This is a genomic window from Streptomyces sp. SudanB25_2051 (genome assembly GCF_964272635.1).
Taxonomy (GTDB): Bacteria; Actinomycetota; Actinomycetes; order Streptomycetales; family Streptomycetaceae; genus Streptomyces.
Window position 1 is genome coordinate 3,136,183 of sequence record NZ_OZ186787.1, and the last position, 19,889, is coordinate 3,156,071.

Consider the following 19,889-nt stretch of genomic DNA (forward strand, 5'->3'; position numbering starts at 1 on the left):
GCCATGGCGCCATGATGATGCCATCATGTCGCCATGGACCTCACTCCGTATGTCGAGAACCTGCGCCATGAGCTCGCGGCCGCCGCGGAGGCCGGCGGCGAGGAAGCCCGCGCGCTTGCCGAGCGGCTCACCACGCCCCTGGAGTCGGCCGTCCGGCTCACCCTGCTCAATGCCCTGTCGTCCGCGATGGAGGAGATCACGCGCGAGCTCGCCCCCGGCTCCGTCGACGTGCGGCTCCGCGGACTCGACCCGGAGTTCGTGGTGACCCCGCCCCCCGGCGAGGACATGGGCCTGGCCCTGGAGTCGGTCCTCCCGCCGCCCCCGCCCGCACCGCCGGGCCAGGCCGACGACGACGAGGGCGGCACAGCCCGGATCAACTTCCGCCTGCCCGCCCACCTCAAGGCCCGCGTCGAGGACGCGGCCGGCCAGGAGGGCCTGTCCGTCAACGCCTGGCTGGTACGCGCGGTGGCCTCCGCCCTGGAGCCCGGCGGTCCCGGAGCCCGCCCCCTCCACCTCAGCCGCGGCAAGGGCCCGCAGGGCTACACGGGCTGGGTCCGCTGACCGGCCGTCCGGCCGGCCCACGCCACCGGCACCCGCGGCCCCGCCCGCCCCGCCCAGCACAGCCAGCAGCCACGAGGACCACGAGGACGGAACGCCATGCCTGAGTTCGACACCCCCCAGCCCATCACCGCCACCGTCGACTTCGAGGTCGGGACCGCCCGCATCATCGCGGGCAAGCGCACCACCACCACCGTCGAGGTCCGCCCCGCGAACAGCGCCGAGGAATCCGACGTCCGCGCCGCCCAGCAGGCCAAGGTCAGCTACGCCGACGGCCGGCTCACGGTGAAGGTCCCCAGGAAGCGGTCCCTGTTCACCCGCAGTGCCGCCGTCGACGTGACCGTGGAACTGCCCAGCGGCTCCGACGTCCACGCCTCCACGGCACTCGCCGACTTCCTCTGCGAGGGACGCTTCGGCGCCTTCCGGGTGAAGACCTCCGCCGGTGACATCCGCGTCGCCGAGGCGCAGTCCGCCCAGCTGAGGACCACCCACGGCGCCATCGCCGTCGACCGGGTCACCGGCGACGCCGACATCACCGGTGCCGGCCGCGTCGACGTCGGAGAGATCGGCGGCACCGCCACCGTCCGCAACCTCATGGGCGACACCACGGTCGGCCGGGTCGGCGGCACCCTCAAGGCCAGCTCCTCGTACGGGCCGATCTCCGTCGGCGTCGCCCTCGCCGACGTGGAGGCCAAGTCCGCGCACGGCGGGCTCCGCGTCGCGAGCGCCGCACGCGGCACGGTCACCCTCAACACCGCGACCGGCGACATCGAGGTCGGCATCCCCCGCTCCACGGCCGCCTGGCTGGACGTCCAGTCCCGCATCGGAGCCGTACGCAACTCCCTGGACGCGGCGGAAGGACCCGGCGCGTCCGACGAGACCGTCCAGATCCAGGCCCGCACCGGCCTCGGCGACATCACCATCCACCGCGCACCCGACACCGGCCCGCACGCCACCACCGACTGACCACCACCGGAAGGAACAGCCGTGACCGCGCACTTAGCCGTCTCCGCGACACACCTCCGCAAGTCCTACGGGGACACACAGGTCCTCGACGGCATCGACCTGGGCATCGCCGAAGGCACCGTCTTCGCCCTCCTCGGCCCCAACGGCGCCGGGAAGACCACCACGGTCCAGATCCTCTCCACCCTCCTCCCCGCCGACCCCGGCTCCGGCGAGATCCGCGTCGCCGGCCGCCACCTGACCCGCGAGCCCGACGGAGTCCGCGCGGCCATCGGCGTCACCGGCCAGTTCTCCGCCGTGGACAACCTCCTCACCGCCGAGGAGAACCTGCTGCTGATGGCGGACTTGCACCATCTGCCCCGCCGCGAGGGCCGCCGCCGCGCCGCAGCGCTCCTCGACCGCTTCGACCTCGCGGACCCGTCGACCGCCCGCAAGCCCGTCACCACCTACTCCGGCGGCATGCGCCGCAAGCTCGACCTGGCCATGACCCTCGTCGGAGATCCCCGTGTGATCTTCCTCGACGAGCCCACCACGGGCCTCGACCCGCGCAGCCGCCGCGTCATGTGGGACCTGATCCGCGGCCTGGTCGACGACGAGGGCGTCACCATCCTCCTCACCACCCAGTACCTCGAAGAGGCCGACCAGCTGGCCGACCGGATCGCCGTCCTCGACGGGGGCCGCGTCGTCGCCGAGGGCACCCCCGACGAGCTCAAGCGCCGCATGCCCGGCGGCCACATCCGCGTACGGCTCCCCGACCCGCCCACCCTCGACCGCGCCGCCGCCCTCTTCCCCACCGCCACCCGCGACGACGACGCCCTCGCCCTGCGCGTCCCCGGCGACGGCAGCGTCCCCACCCTGCGCGCCGTCCTCGACATCCTCGACACGGCGGCCGTCGAAGCGGCCGAACTGACCGTCCACACACCCGACCTGGACGACGTGTTCCTCTCCCTCACCACCACGCCGGCAGGTGCCCGATGAGCAGCAGCACACCCACTCTCACCCTGTCCCACGCCGTCAGTGACTCCCTGACGATGCTGCGCCGCAATCTGAAGCACGCCGTGCGCTACCCGGCGATGACGTTCGCCGTCGTCGGGATGCCGGTGACGATGCTGCTGCTGTTCCACTACGTCTTCGGCGGCGCCCTCGGCACCGGCATCGCCGGCACCCCCACCGGCGACGTGCCCTACATCGACTACGTCGCCCCCGGCATCATCCTCATGGCGGCCACGTCCGGGGCGCTGGTGACGGCGGTCGGCGTGTGCGTCGACATGACCGAGGGCATCGTCAACCGCTTCCGGACGATGGCGATATCCCGCTCCGCGTTCCTCACCGGCCATGTCGTCGGCAGCGTCATCCAGACGATGGCCAGCCTGCTGCTCGTCATCGCCGTCGCCCTCCTCGTCGGCTTCCGGCCCGACGCCACACCCCTCGAATGGCTGGCCGCGCTCGGACTGCTGGCCCTGCTGACGCTGGCCCTGACCTGGCTGGCCGCCGTGATCGGGCTGCTGTCGAAGACACCCGAGTCGGCGTCCAACACGCCCCTGCCCCTGCAGTTCCTGCCCTTCCTCGGCAGCGCGATCGTGCCGACCGACTCGATGCCGGACGGGCTGCGGCTGTTCGCCGAGGTCCAGCCGTTCACCCCCGTCATCGAGACCCTGCGCGGCCTGCTCACCGGCACCCCCATCGGGGGCGACTGGCTCATCGCCCTCGCCTGGTGCACCGGGCTGACGCTGCTCGGCTTCTTCTGGGCCCGCGCGGTCTTCCACCGCGCCGGCGCCGCCCGCTGAACCGCGGCCCGTCCCGTACCCGCCGCTGCCCACCGCTGTCCCGTCACATCCAGGAGGACACGATGACGCACGACACCCACCCGACCGACCAGACCCCGACCACCCCGGCCCCGGCCTCCCACCACCCGACCGACCAGCCCCCGACCTCCCCGGCTCCGCTCACCACCGCCCCGGCCGTCCCGGCCCCCTCCGCCACCCCGCCCGTCGCCACCACCCCGCACCCGCCGGCCACCCCGCCCGTCGTCACCGCCCTGCCCGTCGAACGCTCCCGCGGCTGCCCGTTCTCCCCGCCCGCGGAACTGGCCGAGCTGCGCGCACAGCAGCCGCTGACACGGATGCGCTACCCGGACGGCCACCTGGGCTGGCTCGCCACCGGCTACGCCGCGGTACGGGCGATCACCGCACACCCCGGCTTCAGCTCCCGCTACGAGCTCACCCACATCCCGTTCCCCGGCACGGAGGGCATGGAGCTGCCGCCGGCGGCCGTCGGCGACCTCACCGGCATCGACCCGCCCGAGCACACCCGCTACCGCCGGCTCCTCATGGGCAAGTTCACCGTCCGCCGCATGCGGCTGCTCGCCTCCCGCGCCCGGCAGATCGCCGCCGACCGCCTGGACGCCATGGAGCGCGGCGGCCCCGTCGTCGACCTCGTCGAGGCGTATGCCCGCCCGATACCCGCCCTGATGATCTGCGAACTGCTGGGCGTGCCCGAGGAGCACCGCGCCGACTTCCAGCTCCGCGCCACCGCCATCAGCGACCACGCCATCCCGCCCGAGGGCCAGTTGGCGGCACTGACCGAGCTCAACGCACACGTGCGGGACCTCGTCACCGCCAAGCGCGCCCACCCCACCGACGACCTCCTCAGCGACCTCACCTCGACGGACCTCACCGACGAGGAGCTCGCCGGGGTGGGCGGCTTCCTGCTGGCCGCCGGGCTGGACACGACCGTCCACACGATCACGATGGGCACGTACGCCCTGCTCAACCACCCCGAGCAGGCCGCCGCGCTGCGCGACGACCCCACGCTCACCGACGGCGCGGTGGAGGAGCTGCTGCGCTATCTGAGCGTCGCCCACACGGGAGCACGCACCGCCCTGGAGGACGTCGAGGTCGCCGGGCAGCTCGTCCGCGCCGGGGAGACGGTCACCCTGGCCGTCGGGGCGGCCAACCGGGACCCGGAGCGCTTCCCCGACCCCGACACGCTGGACCTGCGCCGCAAGGCCACCGGACATCTGGCGTTCGGCCACGGCATCCACCAGTGCCTGGGCCAGCAGCTCGCGCGGGAGGAACTGCGGGCGGCGCTGCCCGCCCTGTTCCGCCGCTTCCCCGACCTGCGCCTCGCCGTCCCGCCCGAGGAGATCCCGCCGCGCCGCGACATGACCCTGCACGGCGTGGAATGCCTCCCGGTGACCTGGGGCCCCACCACCCCGTAAGGCCCGGACGCACCGCCGACCCGCCACAGCGCCGGACCGGAAGACCCCGCCGAGCCGGGCGGAGTCCACCGGACCGGCCTGGCTCCGCAGGCCCGACAGCGTCCGGCCGACGAGCCCCCTCAGTCCGCCGCGCCCCCGGCGGCGGCCCCGGTGGTGTTCCGGGCGGCGACCCACGCGGCGGCCTCGTCGACCGTCGAGGCGACCGGGACGCCGTCCGGGACGGGCGGCCGGCGGACGATCACCACCGGCACCCCGGCCTCGCGGGCGGCCACCAGTTTCGGCGCCGTGGCCGCACCGCCGCTGTCCTTGGTGACCAGCACCTCGATCCCGTACGCTCGCAGCACCTCCCGCTCACCGTCCAGCGTGAACGGCCCCCGATCGAGAAGGACCTCCATCCGCGCCGGGTGCGGAGGCTCCGGCGGGTCCACCGAACGCACCAGGAACCACGCGTCCACGTCCGCGAACGCCGCGAGGCCCATCCGCCCCGTGGTGAGGAACACCCGCCGCCCCAGCCCCCGCACGGTCCGCGCCGCCTCCTCCAGGGACGCCACCGGATGCCATTCGTCGCCCTCCACGGGGGACCACCCGGGACGCCGCAGAGCGAGCAGGGGAACATGGGACGTGGCGGCGGCCCGCGCCGCGTTGAAACTCATCGTCCCGGCGAAAGGGTGAGTGGCGTCGATGACCGCGTCCACCTGGTGCTCCCGCGTCCAGCGGGCCAGGCCATCGGCACCGCCGAACCCGCCCACGCGCACCTCGCCGGGCAGCGGCTTCGGGCTGGCGACCCGCCCCGCGAGCGAGCTGGTCACCCGGACGCCGTCCGCGTGGAGAGTCTCCGCCAGGCGGCGGCCCTCGGTGGTGCCGCCGAGGATCAACACATGCATGGGACACCGTCCATGAGTACGAGCGGGGGGCGCACCGCCCAACTCAAGCACACCGGCCTCCGGCCCGGCTGGACGACCGGGGCCTGCGCGACGGCGGCCACCACCGCCGCCTACACGGCGCTGCTGACCGGCGACTTCCCCGATCCGGTGACGATCACGCTGCCGAAGGGGCAGACCCCGGCGTTCGCCCTCGCCGTGGAGGAGCACGGCGGTGCGGTCGCGACGGCGGGCGTGGTGAAGGACGCGGGCGACGACCCGGACGTGACGCACGGGGCGCTCGTCCGCGCGACGGTACGGCTGCTGCCGCCCGGTTCCGGTGTCGTGTTCCGCGCGGGCGCCGGGGTCGGCACGGTCACCCGGCCGGGCCTGCCGCTGGACGTGGGGGAGCCGGCCATCAACCCGGTGCCGCGCCAGATGATCCGGGACCATGTGGCACGGGTCGCCGCGGCGCACGGCGGCACCGGCGACGTGGAGGTCACCGTCTCGGTGGACAACGGCGAGGAGATCGCCCGCTCCACGTGGAACCCCCGCCTCGGCATCCTTGGCGGCCTGTCCATCCTGGGCACGACCGGGATCGTGGTGCCGTACTCGTGCTCGGCGTGGATCGACTCCATCCGCCGCGGCGTGGACGTCGCGCGCGCGGCGGGCCGCACCCATGTCGCGGGCTGCACGGGGTCGACGTCCGAGAAGACCGTCACGTCCCTGTACGACCTGCCGGAGGACGCCCTGCTCGACATGGGCGACTTCGCGGGCGCCGTACTGAAGTACATCCGCCGCCACCCGGTGGACCGGCTCACCATCTGCGGCGGCTTCGCGAAGCTCTCCAAGCTGGCGGCCGGCCATCTGGACCTCCACTCGGCCCGCTCCCAAGTCGACAAGGCCCTCCTCGCCGACCTGGCCCGCGCGGCGGGCGCCGACGAGGAGCTGGCCGCCGAGGTGGCCGTGGCCAACACCGGCCTGGCCGCCCTCCAGCTCTGCGCCGCCCGGGGCGTACCCCTGGGCGACCGGGTCGCCGAGACGGCCCGCGACCAGGCCCTGGCCGTCCTCCGGGGCGCCCCGGTCACCGTGGACGTCGTCTGCATCGACCGCGCGGGCAACGTCGTAGGCCGCAGCACCCCCGCCTGACCCTCCCGGGGGCCCCTCCCCCCTCCCCTCCCCCACCCCACCCCCCGAAGCCCCCACCCACCCCGCCGCACCCGCACCCCACGCCCCGCCTCGGCACCGCACGCACCGCACCCCGCACCCGGCACCCGGCCACACCCCCACCCCACCGCGCGCCGCCACCCCGTCCCGCCCCCGGTGTGACCCCACAGGCGCACCCCGCCGTGCAGGCGGGCGCGGTGGGCACGATCATCGGTCCATGAGCACCCCCACCCCCGAGATCCATCTCGCCCAGCGGCCCGAGGCGGACGCCCTCCTCTCCCGCAGCCCACTGGCCGCCCTCACCGGCATGCTGCTGGACCAGCAGGTCCCCATGGAGTGGGCGTTCTCAGGGCCGTACACGATCGCCGAGCGCATGGGCGGCGACGACCTGGACGCGCACGCGATCGCCGCGCACGACCCCGAGGAGTTCGCGGCGCTGCTGTCCGCCAAGCCGGCGGTGCACCGCTATCCCGGTTCGATGGCGCAGCGCATCCAGCAGCTGTGCCGCTATCTCGTCGAGGAGTACGACGGGGACGCCGAGGCGGTGTGGCGGGACGCCACCAGTGGCAAGGAGTTGCTGGCGCGGTTGGAGGCGCTGCCGGGGTTCGGCAAGCAGAAGGCGCAGATCTTCCTGGCGCTGCTGGGCAAGCGGTACGGCGTGCGGCCCAAGGGCTGGCGGGAGGCGGCCGGGCCGTACGGGGAGGCGGGCTCATACCGGTCGGCCGCGGACATCACGGGCCCCGAGTCGCTGGCGAAGGTACGCGCATACAAGCAGGAGGCGAAGCGCGCGGCCAAGGCCGCGAAGGAGAACAAGTCGAAGGAGTAGTCGTCGTCCGGTCATGCGCCAAGCGTGGACGCATGAGGGGAAGTCGGGCGGCCGGTCATCCACAGCTTTCGCGAAAAGTACGAAAAAATGACGCGAGTTGTGGGAGATCTGTTCCCAGAAGCACGACCGGTCGCTAGCTTCCCCTCCAACCTCGTCCGTACGGGAAGGACCTCTGTGAACGCATCCCATCGCAGAGCCGTGGCCGCCATGGCCGCAGCCGCACTCGCGACCCCGCTTCTGCTGGCCTCCGCCTCCCCCGCTTCCGCCGACCGCGCCACCCCGGCGAAGGAGGCGTCGAAGCTGGCCGCCAGGCTGGTCGACTCGGCGTCGGCCGACAGCGCCCACCAGCACCTGCGGAAGTTCCAGCAGATAGCCGACACGGCCGGAGGCAACCGCGCGGCCGGCACGCTCGGCTACGACGCCTCGGCCGCGTATGTCTACCAGCAGTTGAAGAAGGCCGGGTACGACGTCTCGTACCAGGATTTCCCGTTCGTCTACACGGAGACGCTGGCGCAGAAGCTCGCCGTCGTCTCCCCCCAGCCGCGCGACGTGACCGTCTCCGCGATGACGTACACCAAGTCGACCCCGGTCGGCGGCACGAAGGCCGCGCTGGCCGCCGCCCCGGTCGACGGGGACGGGACGCACGGCTGCGAGCCGGCGGACTTCGCGGCGGGCGCGTTCACCGGGAAGGTCGCCCTGATCCAGCGGGGCGGCTGCACCTTCGCGGTGAAGCAGGCCAACGCCGCCGCGGCAGGCGCGGTGGCCGCCCTCGTCTACAACAACGTGGAGGGCACCCTCAGCGGCACGCTCGGCTCCAGCGACGCCGCGAAGATCCCGACGGGCGGCGTCTCCAAGGCGGACGGCGAGGCGCTGGCCGCCGCCGTGGCGGCCGGCCCGGTCGAGGTGAACGTGGAGATCCGCCAGCTCCAGGAGCAGCGGGTCACGCGCAATGTCATCGCCGAGACCCAGCGGGGCAACGCCGCGAACACGGTGATGCTCGGCTCCCACCTGGACTCGGTCACCGCGGGCCCCGGCATCAACGACAACGGCTCCGGTTCGGCGGGCCTGCTCGATGTCGCCCTGAAGTTCGCCAAGTACAAGGACAAGACGTCCAACAAGGTGCGGTTCGCCTGGTGGGGCGCCGAGGAGAACGGCCTGCTCGGCTCCGAGTACTACGTCGGCGCGCTCGACGACCTCGGCCGCAAGGAGATCAAGCTCTACCTCAACTTCGACATGATCGCCTCGCCCAACTACGGGCTGTTCGTCTACGACGGCGACAACTCCGACGGCGTCGGCGCCCCGGCCGGCCCGGCGGGCTCCGCCCAGCTGGAGCGGGACATCAACGCGTTCCTCGACAAGAAGGGCCACCCGCACGAGGGCACGGACTTCACCGGCCGCTCCGACTACGGCCCGTTCATCGAGGTCGGCATCCCGTCCGGCGGCACGTTCACGGGCGCGGAGGGCATCAAGACCGCCAAGCAGGCCGAGAAGTTCGGCGGCACGGCGGGCATGGCGTACGACCCCTGCTACCACGCCGCCTGCGACGACCTGGACAACATCAGCATGGCCGCGTTCGACGTCAACATCGACGTCATCGCCAACGCCGTGGGCACCTACGCCCACGACCTGAGCTCGCTGCGCAAGCCGGTCGAGTCCGTCCCCACGGACGGCGACGCGGGCAGCGGCGGCGGCCTGCACGACGGCCACGACCACGAGGTCACCGAGTAGGGCCGCGGACGGGACGGCGCGCGGACGGCACACGGACGGGCGCGTCACCCACGAGTGGCCGCCGCGCCGCCATCCGGCCGACGACCGGAGGCGGCGCGGCGGCCCGCTCCTGCCCGGAGCCTTCCGGGCCGCCGGAGTGTCACCCATCGTGACCATGTGATCGAAAAGGCCCCTTTGCGGAGATCGTCATGTCCCTCTCGGGAGGGCATCCACCGCCGCGTGGCTGCGCCGGGTGCCGCTTGCCCGGTAGGCTTTCCGTGTGATCTTCAAGCGCATCGGTAACGGGCGGCCGTATCCCGACCACGGCCGGGAAAGCACCCGGCAGTGGGCGGATGTCGCGCCGCGTCCGGTCCGCCTCGATCAGCTCGTGACGACCAAGGGCCAACTGGACCTCGAAACGCTCCTCGCCGAGGACTCCACGTTCTACGGCGACCTCTTCGCGCATGTCGTGAAGTGGCAGGGCGACCTGTACCTCGAGGACGGTCTCCACCGCGCCGTGCGCGCGGCGCTGCAGCAGCGCCAGGTGCTGCACGCCCGGGTGCTGGAGCTCGACTGACGCCGTTCGGGGACTGATCCCGTTCGGGAATGACCCTTTCCGGGACGTTTCCCACCCGTCCGGCCCTCAGTCGCTGATCGTTTAGTAGGCATAGTCAGCGGGCCGCATTACGCTGCGCCCATGAGCATGCTCACTCCCCCCGGTATGGGCGGAAAGTACCGCATCACGGGAACCGCGTATCCCCGTATGCGCCCCCCGCGCCGCCGCGGCCGGATCGTGGTCGCCGGTGTCGCCGCGGCCGCCGCGCTGGGTCTGGCCGGCTGGGGGACGTTCCAGCTCATCAACGTGTTCGGCGGCGGCGACCCGGACGCCGTACGGGCGGCGGCGGCCCAGGAGTGCAAGCCCGCCAAGGCGACGGCCGCGACGCAGGCGGCGGTCTTCCCGAAGCCGGCCGCCATCACCGTGAACGTCTACAACGCGACCCCCCGTGCCGGACTGGCCAAGGCCACGGCCGACGAGCTGAAGAAGCGCGGCTTCACCATCGGCAAGGTCGGAAACGCCCCGGCCGCCTACGACAAGAAGGTCCCCGGCCCCGGCATCCTCCTGGGCGCGCCGGGCGCCGCGAAGGGCGCCTTCCCGGTCCTCGGCACGCAGCTGAAGGGCGCCGCGACCAAGACGGACACCCGGGCGACGGCCGACGTGGACCTGATCATCGGTACGGCGTTCACCTCGCTCGCCGCCCCGCAGGACGCGACGGCCTCGATGACCGCCCTGCTGCACCCGAAGCCGTCCCCGACGCCCGCCCACTGCGCCCCGAAGCGCCAGTAGCCGACAGCCACGCGGCCCGACGCACCCCGCGGACGCCTCTGCACGGGGCCGCGTACCCCCCGCGCCCCGCACAGCCACCCGTCCCGCGCCCGCACAGCCGCCCGCCGAGTCCCGCGCGCCCGCAGAGCCCTGCCCGCCCCGCCGCGCCCCGCCCAGCCGCCCGCCGCGCCCCGCGCGCCCGCCCAGCCACCCGCCGAGCCCCCGCGCCCCCGCCCAGCCCCCGTACAGGACAAAGAGCGGGCCCCCGGCCGCAGCAGCGGTCAGGGGCCCGTACATCCGGCGCGCGACCCCCTCGGGGCGGCCGCGCGCCGGGGGGACTACTCGGCCGTCCCGTACATCCGGTCGCCCGCGTCGCCGAGGCCGGGGACGATGTAGCCGTGCTCGTTGAGGCGCTCGTCGATCGAGGCCGTCACGACGGTCACCGGTGTGCCGGCCAGCTCGCGCTCCATCACCTCGACGCCCTCCGGCGCCGCCAGCAGCACGACCGCCGTCACATCGTCGGCACCGCGCTTGATCAGCTCGCGGATCGCCGCGACCAGCGTGCCGCCCGTGGCGAGCATGGGGTCGAGGACGTACACCTGGCGCCCGGACAGGTCCTCGGGCATCCGCGTGGCGTACGTCGACGCCTCCAGCGTCTCCTCGTTGCGGATCATGCCGAGGAAGCCCACCTCGGCGGTCGGCAGCAGCCGCACCATGCCGTCGAGCATGCCCAGGCCGGCGCGCAGGATCGGCACCACCAGCGGGCGCGGATGCGACAGCTTCACACCGGTCGTCGCGGTGACCGGCGTCTCGATGCCGACCTGCTCGGTGCGCACGTCACGCGTCGCCTCGTACGCGAGCAGGGTCACCAGCTCGTCGGCGAGCCGCCGGAAGGTGGGGGAGTCGGTGCGCTTGTCGCGCAGTGTGGTGAGTTTGTGCGCCACCAGCGGGTGGTCGACGACGTGGGTCCGCATGCCCACAACAGTAGCCCGCACTGGCATCAACCCACGCGCCGGAGGGAAGGTGGAGTCGGACGAACGCATCCGCGGGGTGGTGGTGAGACCATGCCTGACCAGGAAGAATCCGGGGACCGCAAGGCAGCGGACGACGCGGACCGCAGGCGGCGCAGAGCGCAGTTCCTGCGTGAGCTGAACGAGGCGAGAGCCCTCCGCGAACGCGTCCAGCCGCGCCGCGCGAGAGCGGCCCGGATGCGGCAGCAGATGCGCATGCGGACGTTCCGCTGGTGACCGCGCCCCCGCGGTGCCCCGTCCCCCGCACCGCCCCGCACGACGGTTCGTGATCATCGTCACGGCCGGTCAGGGAGTACGGGGGCCGGGGTGACGCCGACCGGGTCAGGGGCTCAGACTGGTGCACGACGCAAGAGCGGAACACCTCTCCTTGAGGCGCCGCATCTGCCACGATGCCGAGTGGGCGGGGCATTCAGGAGCATGCCGCCCGATCGTCACACCTCTGATCAGTGGGAGAGTCACGGTGTACTTCGCCGCACTGCTCACGCTCACCGAAGACGGGTGGGTAGCGAGCGACACAGAGCTCGACGATGTGGAGACCCTGGCGGATCTGACCGACCTGGCCCGCGAAGCCTCGCCGGACGACGACACGGTGCTCGTCTTCATCGAGCAGGAGGACGCGTGGTTCGGCATCGTCCGCGTGGAGGGCGAGGAAGACCCTCGCATCTTCGTGTCGGACGGGGCGGCCGCCGCCCGCTCCTCGTACGGGGAGATCCTCACCAGGGAACTGCTGGGCGACGACCGGGCCGACGACACCGCCGACCTGGACGCGCTGGACCTGGACGGCACCGAGGACGGGGAGCCGGACGACACCGAGGAGGAGACGCAGGCGGCGCCCGAGAGCGTGCCCGCCGCGCCGGTCGGCGACCGGCTGATCCTTGACGACCTGGGCATGTCGGAGAAGGAGCTGCTGGCTCTGGACACCGACGCCCTCACCGAGATCGCGGACGCGCTCGGGGCCTCCGAGATGCTGGAGACCGTCCGCTAGTGCCCGCCCCCTCGACGGGCGAGCCCGCGGCGCCCGACCCCATATCTCCGACCGCCGGCGCCACCGCCCCAGGGCGCGACGCCGGCCCCGGTCCCGGCCCCGTGCGGGGCCAGGACTCCGCACCCGACCCCGTGCGCGCCCCCTGGCGGGCGCCCATGGAGCGGGCGTTGGCGGAGGCCGAGCGCGCCGCGCTGGCCGGCGACGTGCCGGTCGGAGCGGTGGTGCTCGGCCCGGACGGCGCCCTCCTCGCTACCGGCCACAACGAGCGCGAGGCGACCGGCGACCCCACCGCGCACGCCGAGGTACTGGCGCTGCGCCGCGCGGCCGAGCGGCTCGGCGAGTGGCGGCTGACCGGCTGCACGCTCGTCGTGACGCTGGAGCCGTGCGTGATGTGCGCGGGCGCGCTCGTCCAGTCCCGCGTGGACCGGCTGGTGTTCGGCGCGCTCGACGAGAAGGCCGGCGCGGTCGGCTCGCTGTGGGACCTCGTACGGGACCGGCGGCTCAACCACCGTCCCGAGGTCGTCCACGGCGTGCTGGCCGAGGAGTGCGCCGGACTGCTCACCCGTTTCTTCCGCGACCGCTGACCACCGACCACCGACCGCCGACCGCTGACCACCGACCCGCTGACCACCGACCGCCGACAGCCGGCCGTCGAACCGCCGGACCGTCGCCCCGGCCCGGTGGCCGCCACCACCGCGGATACGGATTTCTGCGTCGGGGCACCTTTGGGCTAAGCTCTCTCTCGGTAGCGTGTCCGAGCGGCCGAAGGAGCTCGCCTCGAAAGCGAGTGTGGCGCAAGTCACCGAGGGTTCAAATCCCTCCGCTACCGCCAGCAACACCCCTCCGAAGCGCGGAAACGCGATCCGGAGGGGTGTTTCGCGTTTCCAACGGCCCCGTACCGCAAGGCCCCAGGCCCAAGGCCCCGGACACAAGCCCCAGCCCCCAGGCGCCGACACCCCAAGCCAAGCCCCGGCGCCAAGACCGCGGGCGCACGGCCCGCACCGTACGGGTTCCACACCGCCGCCCGCCCTCGCCCGGCTCGCCCCGCGTACGGCCGCCCGAGCGCACGCCCGCACCCACCCCCTCCGCGCCCAAGTAGGGCGCCGCGCGCGGCAGGAGAGGCACCGGACGCCCACCCGGCCCGGCGGAACCGCGCATCCCGGGCCCGCGTCCCCAAGAGCGGCAAACGGCCCGGATCTTCGACGGTCCCGGCCCCTCGGAGCTCGGTTAGACTCACCCGACCGCCGAGGCAATCGCAGGGAGAGACGGGGAGACAGGGACGATGGCGCAGGCGAAGAAGATCACGCTCTACGCGCTCACCGTCTTCGTGCTCTACACGATCATCCAGTCCCCCGAGCGCGCCGCCGACCTCGTGCAGATAGGCTTCGAGGGCATTTCGAGCGCCGCTCAAGCGGTGGGCGAGTTCATGACCGCCCTCATCAACTAGGAGTCCGAGTGATCCGCCACCTGGTCCTCTTCAAGCTCAACGAGGGTGTCCGACGCGACGAGCCGCGCGTCGAGGCGGGAGTGCGGGCCTTCCGGGAGCTGGGCGGCATCATCCCGGAGCTGACGTTCTGGGAGTGCGCCTGGAACATCAGCGACCGCCCCATCGCGTACGACTTCGCCATCAACTCCGCCGTCGAGGACCTGGACGCCCTCAAGCGGTACGTCGAGCACCCGGCCCACCAGGCGGCCGCCGGGCAGTGGCGCGAGTTCGCCACTTGGGTGGTCGCGGACTACGAGTTCTGAGCCGTCCCGCAGCAGACTTCCGGGAGAAGCCCCGCACCGTGTGGTGCGGGGCTTCTCTTTTCGGGCCGCTTTCCGGGCCCCAACACGGCGTTATGGGGTGCTTGCACACAGTGGACATGTCTTGTGATGCTATGACCGCTTTTGACGGAGGACTTGACCGAAGTTGACCGCTAGCCGTGAAGGGGTGGCGTGAACGTGCCGGCCAGTACCACGCCTCACCAGGTGCCACCCCAGAACGAGCAGCAGAGCGAACCGGCGAGGCCCACCGACCCCCAGGGCGCGCCCTCGGGCCGGCCCCGGACCGGCCCCCGCGCCGGGGCCCCCACCGCACCGCCGGCCCGCCACCCGGCCCGCCAGGCCGCGGACCCGGCCCGCCCGGCCCCCGACCCCGCCCGCCAGGCAGCCAACCCCGCCGCCGCACAGCGCCCCGCCACCGACCCCGCCGCCGCGCAGCGCCCGGCCCCGGAGACCGCCCCGCCCGCGCGCCCGGCCCCGGAGACCGCCCCCCAGTCGCACCCGGCCCCCGTGACGGCCCCGCAGAGCGACCCCACGCCCGAACCGCGCCCCCACCCCACCCCCGAGCAGGAAGCCCGGGTCCGCAGGACCGCCGACACCCGCGCGCTCACCCAGGTCCTCTTCGGCGAGCTGAAGAAGCTGGAGCGCGGCACACCGGAGCACACCCGCGTCCGCGCGGCCCTCATCGAGGCCAACCTCCCGCTCGTCCGGTACGCGGCCGCCCGCTTCCGCTCGCGCAACGAGCCGATGGAGGACGTGGTCCAGGTCGGCACGATCGGGCTGATCAACGCCATCGACCGGTTCGACCCGGACCGGGGAGTGCAGTTCCCCACGTTCGCGATGCCCACCGTCGTCGGCGAGATCAAGCGGTACTTCCGCGACAACGTCCGCACGGTCCACGTCCCGCGCCGCCTCCACGAGCTGTGGGTGCAGGTCAACGGCGCCACCGAGGACCTGACGACCCTTCACGGCAGGTCGCCCACGACCGCCGAGATCGCCGAGCGCCTGAAAATCTCCGAGGAGGAGGTCCTCTCCTGCATCGAGGCCGGCCGCTCGTACCACGCGACCTCGCTGGAAGCGGCCCAGGAGGGCGACGGGCTGCCCGGACTGCTCGACCGGCTCGGCTACGAGGACCCGGCCCTCGCCGGTGTCGAACACCGCGACCTCGTACGGCACCTGCTCGTCCAGCTGCCCGAGCGCGAGCAGCGGATCCTGATGCTCCGCTACTACCGCAACCTGACGCAGTCCCAGATCAGCCAGGAGCTCGGCGTCTCCCAGATGCATGTGTCAAGGCTGCTCGCGCGGAGCTTCGCCCGGTTGAGGTCCGCAAACAGGATCGAGGCGTAGCTCGAACGGGTAGAGCCGTTTGGCCCGCAATCAGCCGCTCCAAAAGCCGCACAGCCCTTGTTTCCAGCGCATACCGACGGCCTCCATGTCGACAAGTCACTACAGCGTGTTGCCGACATGTGACATTCTGCTGGAACCGCGTTTGCCGCAGTCTCGGCGCCGGTATCTCACGTGGAGGCTGCGTTCCTCCGATGGTCGCGGCTCACGCGACCGTCCGCGACCTCAAGGGGGTGGCATGTCCGCAGAACAGGGCAGCTCGAAGGTTCTCACGCTCGCGCAGAGCGAACCGGCCGCGCTTCCCGAGACCTCGGAAGCCATCGACACGCGCACGCTCTCCCGCTCCCTGTTCCTCCGCCTGCGCGCGCTGGACGCGGCGGGGGTCGCGGCGGACAGCCCGGAGCGGATGTACGTGCGCGACACGCTCATCGAGCTCAACCTGCCGCTCGTGCGGTACGCGGCCGCCCGCTTCCGCTCGCGCAACGAGCCGATGGAGGACATCGTCCAGGTCGGCACGATCGGCCTGATCAAGGCGATCGACCGGTTCGACTGCGAACGGGGCGTGGAGTTCCCGACGTTCGCCATGCCGACGGTCGTCGGTGAGATCAAGCGCTTCTTCCGTGACACCTCGTGGTCGGTGCGGGTGCCGCGCCGCCTCCAGGAGCTGCGACTGGCGCTGACGAAGGCCGGCGACGAGCTGGCGCAGAAGCTGGACCGCTCCCCGACCGTGCCCGAACTCGCCGCCGTGCTGGGCGTGTCCGAGGAGGACGTGGTCGACGGCCTCGCCGTCGGCAACGCGTACACCGCGTCGTCGCTCGACTCGCCGTCGCCGGAGGACGACGGCGGCGAGGGCTCGCTCGCGGACCGTCTCGGCTACGAGGACAGCGCGCTCGAAGGCGTCGAGTACCGCGAGTCGCTGAAGCCGCTGCTGGCCAAACTCCCGGCGCGGGAGCGGCAGATCATCATGCTGCGGTTCTTCGCGAACATGACGCAGTCGCAGATCGGCGAGGAGGTCGGCATCTCGCAGATGCACGTCTCACGGCTGCTGACGCGCACACTGGCGCAGCTGCGCGAGGGCCTCATCGCGGACTGACCCGGCCGCACCTCCGGCCCGGCCCCGTGGACCACCCCGGCGGCCGGGCCGAGGCTTTTCCAGAAGTACGGCTCCGGGCGCCCCCGGCACCCCACGCGACCCACCCCCCGCGCACCGCCCGACGCACGCGCGGCCCGCGCACCCCGCACTCCCCGAGCACCGCCCCACACCGCACCGCGCACGGGCGCACCACAGCGCCCGCACGCACCACCAGGGGCCCGGGGCCGCGCCCCTGCGCGCGGGTGCGCCACAGGGCGCGCGGCGCACGGGCGCACCGCGACCGGCCGCGCGACCCACCGGGCGCCCGGGCCGCCGCGCCGCGCGCGGGCGCACCACGGCGCACCGGACCACCGGGGCCCGGAGCCGCACACCACGTATGCCCCCGGCACCACCGGCCACAGCTACCGGCTACCGGCTCCGGCCGCCGGCCACTGCCTGCCGTCCACCGCCCATCGGCGGCGACGCTCAGCCCAGCGCGAGCCAGGCGACTCCCGCGACGACCAGGGCCGCCACGACGATGCCGACGATCAGGCCGACGCGGGGGCCGGCGGACTGGACCACGGCCTGCTGCTGCCGCTGGGGCGCGCCCTCGTCGACGAAGGCGCGGAACATCTGGGTCGAGCCCGCGGGGTCGTAGTTGCCTTCGGGGCCCTGAGGGGCGTGCGGGTTGTGTGCCATGGGGCAGGACCCTAGCGAATCGCGGCCCCGCGCCCCACCCCGGTCGCCACCGGAGTCGATCTTGGCCTTTCTTTGCCAGGTCTTTGGCCGTATGTCCGCCCATTTCGTTTGCCTGTAGCAACCATCTGATTCTATGGTTGCTCTAAGCAACAAGATGCGGAGGTGTCCGCCGTGGCAGCACGCGGACAGTACGAGGAGCTGGCCCGTCAGATCAGCGCCGTAGGGGTCGTCAAGCGCGGGATCGCGCGGCTGCTCCCCACCGAGTGCCCCAGTGGGGCCGCCGCCGTGCTGGCCCTGCTGGACCGGTACGGGGACATGCGGCTGAGCCGGCTCGCCGAGCTCCTCGCCATCGACATGTCGGTCACCAGCCGGCACGTCGCCCATGTCGTGGAGCACGGCTGGGTGGAGCGGTCACCCGATCCGGGGGACCGGCGCTCCCGCATCCTGCGCCTCACCCCCTCGGGGCGCGAGGTGCTGGACGACCTCGGCCGACGGACCACGGACCTGTTCGCGGACCGCCTGCGGGACTGGTCCGACGACGACGTCGGCCGCCTGGTCACGCTGCTGACCCGCCTGCGGGCGTCCTTCGGCGACGCCCGGACGCAGCTGCGGCCGCCGGCGGCCCCGCCGTCACCGGACCTCCGGCCACCGGTCCGGGCCGGAGCCCCCGCCGGGACCGAAGCCCCGGTCCGGGCGGAAGTCCCGGCTACGGCCCCGGCGTCGGCGCCCGCCCCGGCGACGACAGGGCCCCACACGTAGAAGAAGCAGACGACGACGCACCGATAAGGAAGTACATGGCCACGACCACCCCGTCCGGAGTGCGGGACGGCGACGCCGGCGCGGCCGGCGGCACGCCGATGACGCACCGGCAGATCATGGAGGCGCTGTCCGGGCTGATGCTCGGCATGTTCGTCGCCATCCTCTCGTCGACGATCGTCTCCAACGCCCTCCCCGAGATCATCACCGACCTCGGCGGCGGCCAGAGCGCCTACACCTGGGTCGTCACGGCGTCGCTGCTGGCCATGACCGCGACGACCCCCCTGTGGGGCAAGCTCGCGGACCTGTTCTCCAAGAAGCTGCTGGTGCAGTTCTCGCTCGTCATCTACGTCGTCGGCTCGGTCGTGGCCGGACTGTCGCAGAGCTCCGGCATGCTGATCGCCTGCCGGGTCGTCCAGGGCATAGGCGTCGGCGGTCTGTCCGCGCTGGCGCAGATCGTGATGGCCGCGATGATCTCCCCGCGCGAGCGCGGCCGCTACTCCGGCTACCTCGGCGCCGTCTTCGCCGTCGCGACGGTCGGCGGCCCGCTGCTCGGCGGCGTCATCACCGACACCGACTGGCTCGGCTGGCGCTGGTGCTTCTACGTCGGCGTGCCGTTCGCCGTGCTGGCCCTGCTCGTGCTGCAGAAGACCCTCCGCCTGCCGGTGGTCCGGCGCGAGGTGAAGGTCGACTGGTCGGGCGCGGCCCTGATCAGCGCCGCCGTGTCGCTCCTGCTCGTCTGGGTGACCTTCGCGGGCGACAAGTACGACTGGCTGTCCTGGCAGACCGCCGCGATGGTGGGCGGTTCGGTGGTGCTCGGCGCGCTGTTCGTCGCCGTCGAGGCCCGCGCCGCGGAACCGATCATCCCGCTGCGGCTGTTCCGGAACCGGACGATCGCCCTCGCGTCGCTCGCGTCGCTGTTCGTCGGTGTGGCGATGTTCGCCGGGACGGTGTTCTTCAGCCAGTACTTCCAGCTCGCGCGGGACAAGTCGCCGACGATGTCCGGTGTCATGACGATCCCGATGATCGCGGGCCTGTTCCTCTCGTCCACCGTCTCCGGCCAGATCATCACCAAGACGGGCCGCTGGAAGGCGTGGCTGGTCAGCGGTGGCGTGCTGGTGACCGCGGGCCTCGGCCTGCTCGGCACGATCCGCTACGACACGGCGTACTGGCACGTGGCGCTGTTCATGGCCGTCCTCGGCCTGGGCATCGGCATGATGATGCAGAACCTGGTCCTGTGCACCCAGAACCAGGTCGCCCCGCGGGACCTCGGCGCCGCGTCGTCGGTCGTCACGTTCTTCCGGTCGCTCGGCGGCGCCGTGGGCGTCTCCGCGCTGGGCGCCGTGATGGGCAACAAGGTGACCGAGTACGTGAAGGAGGGCCTCGCCGCCCTCGGCCCGAAGGGCGCGGCCCTGGGCCACGGCGGGACGGGCGGCGGCGGCATCCCGGACCTGGACAAGCTCCCGGCGCCGGCCCGCCAGGTGATGGAGAGCGCGTACGGGCACGCCGTGGGCGACGTCTTCCTCTACTCGGCGCCGTTCGCCCTGCTCGCCTTCCTGGTGACCCTCTTCATCCGCGAGGTCGCGCTGAAGAACGCGACCCACTGATACTCC

General features: G+C 72.9%; 22 protein-coding genes and 1 tRNA gene. 20 read left to right on the top strand and 3 right to left on the bottom strand.

Features of this window, described 5'->3' with window-relative positions:
* The first annotated feature begins 33 nt into the window (after window positions 1–33).
* The 5 genes from ACSUPT_RS14015 (at window position 34) to ACSUPT_RS14035 (ending at window position 4,741) form a co-directional block, all read left to right on the top strand.
* Window positions 34–561 (top strand): hypothetical protein, encoded by a 528-nt coding sequence (locus tag ACSUPT_RS14015; protein WP_351966834.1) that lies wholly within the window; start codon window positions 34–36, stop codon window positions 559–561.
* 96 nt (window positions 562–657) lie between these two features.
* Entirely contained in the window at window positions 658–1,524 is an 867-nt protein-coding gene (locus tag ACSUPT_RS14020; RefSeq protein WP_436944506.1) for a DUF4097 family beta strand repeat-containing protein, read from the top strand.
* Between the two features lie 21 nt (window positions 1,525–1,545).
* Window positions 1,546–2,499: an ATP-binding cassette domain-containing protein gene (locus ACSUPT_RS14025; protein ID WP_436944508.1), complete on the top strand. Its 954-nt coding sequence runs from the start codon at window positions 1,546–1,548 to the stop codon at window positions 2,497–2,499.
* Complete coding sequence (locus ACSUPT_RS14030) at window positions 2,496–3,308, top strand: ABC transporter permease (RefSeq protein WP_351966831.1); 813 nt, start codon at window positions 2,496–2,498, stop codon at window positions 3,306–3,308. The genes ACSUPT_RS14025 and ACSUPT_RS14030 overlap by 4 nt, the downstream gene beginning before the upstream one ends.
* Before the next feature lie 62 nt (window positions 3,309–3,370).
* The gene (locus tag ACSUPT_RS14035; RefSeq protein ID WP_436944509.1) at window positions 3,371–4,741 is read left to right on the top strand and encodes a cytochrome P450; all 1,371 of its coding nucleotides are present in this window, start codon (window positions 3,371–3,373) and stop codon (window positions 4,739–4,741) included.
* Window positions 4,742–4,860: 119 nt separating this feature from the next.
* Here the strand turns inward: ACSUPT_RS14035 and ACSUPT_RS14040 are convergent, their stop codons facing one another.
* Window positions 4,861–5,625: a cobalt-precorrin-6A reductase gene (locus ACSUPT_RS14040; protein WP_436944511.1), complete on the bottom strand. Its 765-nt coding sequence runs from the start codon at window positions 5,623–5,625 to the stop codon at window positions 4,861–4,863.
* A 12-nt stretch (window positions 5,626–5,637) separates the two neighbouring features.
* On the opposite strand from ACSUPT_RS14040, the gene ACSUPT_RS14045 reads away from it, so the two are divergent.
* The 5 genes from ACSUPT_RS14045 (at window position 5,638) to ACSUPT_RS14065 (ending at window position 10,646) form a co-directional block, all read left to right on the top strand.
* On the top strand, window positions 5,638–6,750 hold the full coding sequence (locus ACSUPT_RS14045; RefSeq protein WP_404146740.1) for a cobalt-precorrin-5B (C(1))-methyltransferase: 1,113 nt from the start codon (window positions 5,638–5,640) through the stop codon (window positions 6,748–6,750).
* Between the two features lie 235 nt (window positions 6,751–6,985).
* On the top strand, window positions 6,986–7,594 hold the full coding sequence (locus ACSUPT_RS14050; protein ID WP_351966827.1) for an HhH-GPD-type base excision DNA repair protein: 609 nt from the start codon (window positions 6,986–6,988) through the stop codon (window positions 7,592–7,594).
* A 207-nt stretch (window positions 7,595–7,801) separates the two neighbouring features.
* Window positions 7,802–9,322 carry a M28 family metallopeptidase gene (locus ACSUPT_RS14055; RefSeq protein ID WP_436944513.1) on the top strand — a complete coding sequence of 507 codons (1,521 nt, stop codon included), beginning with the start codon at window positions 7,802–7,804 and terminating at the stop codon, window positions 9,320–9,322.
* Between the two features lie 259 nt (window positions 9,323–9,581).
* Window positions 9,582–9,878: a type II toxin-antitoxin system VapB family antitoxin gene (locus ACSUPT_RS14060; RefSeq protein WP_003999914.1), complete on the top strand. Its 297-nt coding sequence runs from the start codon at window positions 9,582–9,584 to the stop codon at window positions 9,876–9,878.
* A 120-nt stretch (window positions 9,879–9,998) separates the two neighbouring features.
* Complete coding sequence (locus ACSUPT_RS14065; RefSeq protein ID WP_436944515.1) at window positions 9,999–10,646, top strand: LytR C-terminal domain-containing protein; 648 nt, start codon at window positions 9,999–10,001, stop codon at window positions 10,644–10,646.
* Window positions 10,647–10,963: 317 nt separating this feature from the next.
* Here ACSUPT_RS14065 and upp read toward each other — a convergent pair whose 3' ends face one another.
* A complete protein-coding gene (gene upp, locus ACSUPT_RS14070) occupies window positions 10,964–11,599 on the bottom strand; it encodes a uracil phosphoribosyltransferase (RefSeq protein WP_028964060.1) in 636 nt (211 codons plus the stop codon).
* A gap of 90 nt (window positions 11,600–11,689) precedes the next feature.
* Here upp and ACSUPT_RS14075 point away from each other — a divergent pair, with 90 nt between their 5' ends.
* From ACSUPT_RS14075 to ACSUPT_RS14110, 8 genes are all read left to right on the top strand, one after another.
* Window positions 11,690–11,872 carry a hypothetical protein gene (locus tag ACSUPT_RS14075; RefSeq protein WP_351966093.1) on the top strand — a complete coding sequence of 61 codons (183 nt, stop codon included), beginning with the start codon at window positions 11,690–11,692 and terminating at the stop codon, window positions 11,870–11,872.
* Window positions 11,873–12,116: 244 nt separating this feature from the next.
* Window positions 12,117–12,641, top strand: a complete 525-nt coding sequence (locus ACSUPT_RS14080) for a tRNA adenosine deaminase-associated protein (protein ID WP_351966094.1) — start codon at window positions 12,117–12,119, stop codon at window positions 12,639–12,641.
* Window positions 12,642–12,796: 155 nt separating this feature from the next.
* Window positions 12,797–13,225: a tRNA adenosine(34) deaminase TadA gene (gene tadA, locus ACSUPT_RS14085; RefSeq protein ID WP_399218802.1), complete on the top strand. Its 429-nt coding sequence runs from the start codon at window positions 12,797–12,799 to the stop codon at window positions 13,223–13,225.
* A 160-nt stretch (window positions 13,226–13,385) separates the two neighbouring features.
* Window positions 13,386–13,473, top strand: a tRNA-Ser gene (locus ACSUPT_RS14090).
* A gap of 450 nt (window positions 13,474–13,923) precedes the next feature.
* Window positions 13,924–14,088 (top strand): hypothetical protein, encoded by a 165-nt coding sequence (locus ACSUPT_RS14095; protein ID WP_189534700.1) that lies wholly within the window; start codon window positions 13,924–13,926, stop codon window positions 14,086–14,088.
* 8 nt (window positions 14,089–14,096) lie between these two features.
* Window positions 14,097–14,390 carry a Dabb family protein gene (locus ACSUPT_RS14100; protein ID WP_351966095.1) on the top strand — a complete coding sequence of 98 codons (294 nt, stop codon included), beginning with the start codon at window positions 14,097–14,099 and terminating at the stop codon, window positions 14,388–14,390.
* Between the two features lie 525 nt (window positions 14,391–14,915).
* Window positions 14,916–15,752, top strand: coding sequence for an RNA polymerase sigma factor SigF (locus ACSUPT_RS14105; protein ID WP_436946213.1), 837 nt, complete (start codon window positions 14,916–14,918; stop codon window positions 15,750–15,752).
* 235 nt (window positions 15,753–15,987) lie between these two features.
* A complete protein-coding gene (locus ACSUPT_RS14110; RefSeq protein WP_351966097.1) occupies window positions 15,988–16,842 on the top strand; it encodes an RNA polymerase sigma factor SigF in 855 nt (284 codons plus the stop codon).
* Between the two features lie 465 nt (window positions 16,843–17,307).
* On the opposite strand, the gene ACSUPT_RS14115 is transcribed toward ACSUPT_RS14110, so the two are convergent.
* Window positions 17,308–17,520, bottom strand: a complete 213-nt coding sequence (locus ACSUPT_RS14115) for a hypothetical protein (RefSeq protein WP_351966098.1) — start codon at window positions 17,518–17,520, stop codon at window positions 17,308–17,310.
* A 171-nt stretch (window positions 17,521–17,691) separates the two neighbouring features.
* On the opposite strand from ACSUPT_RS14115, the gene ACSUPT_RS14120 reads away from it, so the two are divergent.
* Window positions 17,692–18,279 (top strand): MarR family winged helix-turn-helix transcriptional regulator, encoded by a 588-nt coding sequence (locus ACSUPT_RS14120; protein WP_404146725.1) that lies wholly within the window; start codon window positions 17,692–17,694, stop codon window positions 18,277–18,279.
* 35 nt (window positions 18,280–18,314) lie between these two features.
* Window positions 18,315–19,883 carry an MDR family MFS transporter gene (locus ACSUPT_RS14125; RefSeq protein WP_361654106.1) on the top strand — a complete coding sequence of 523 codons (1,569 nt, stop codon included), beginning with the start codon at window positions 18,315–18,317 and terminating at the stop codon, window positions 19,881–19,883.
* Window positions 19,884–19,889: the final 6 nt, after the last annotated feature.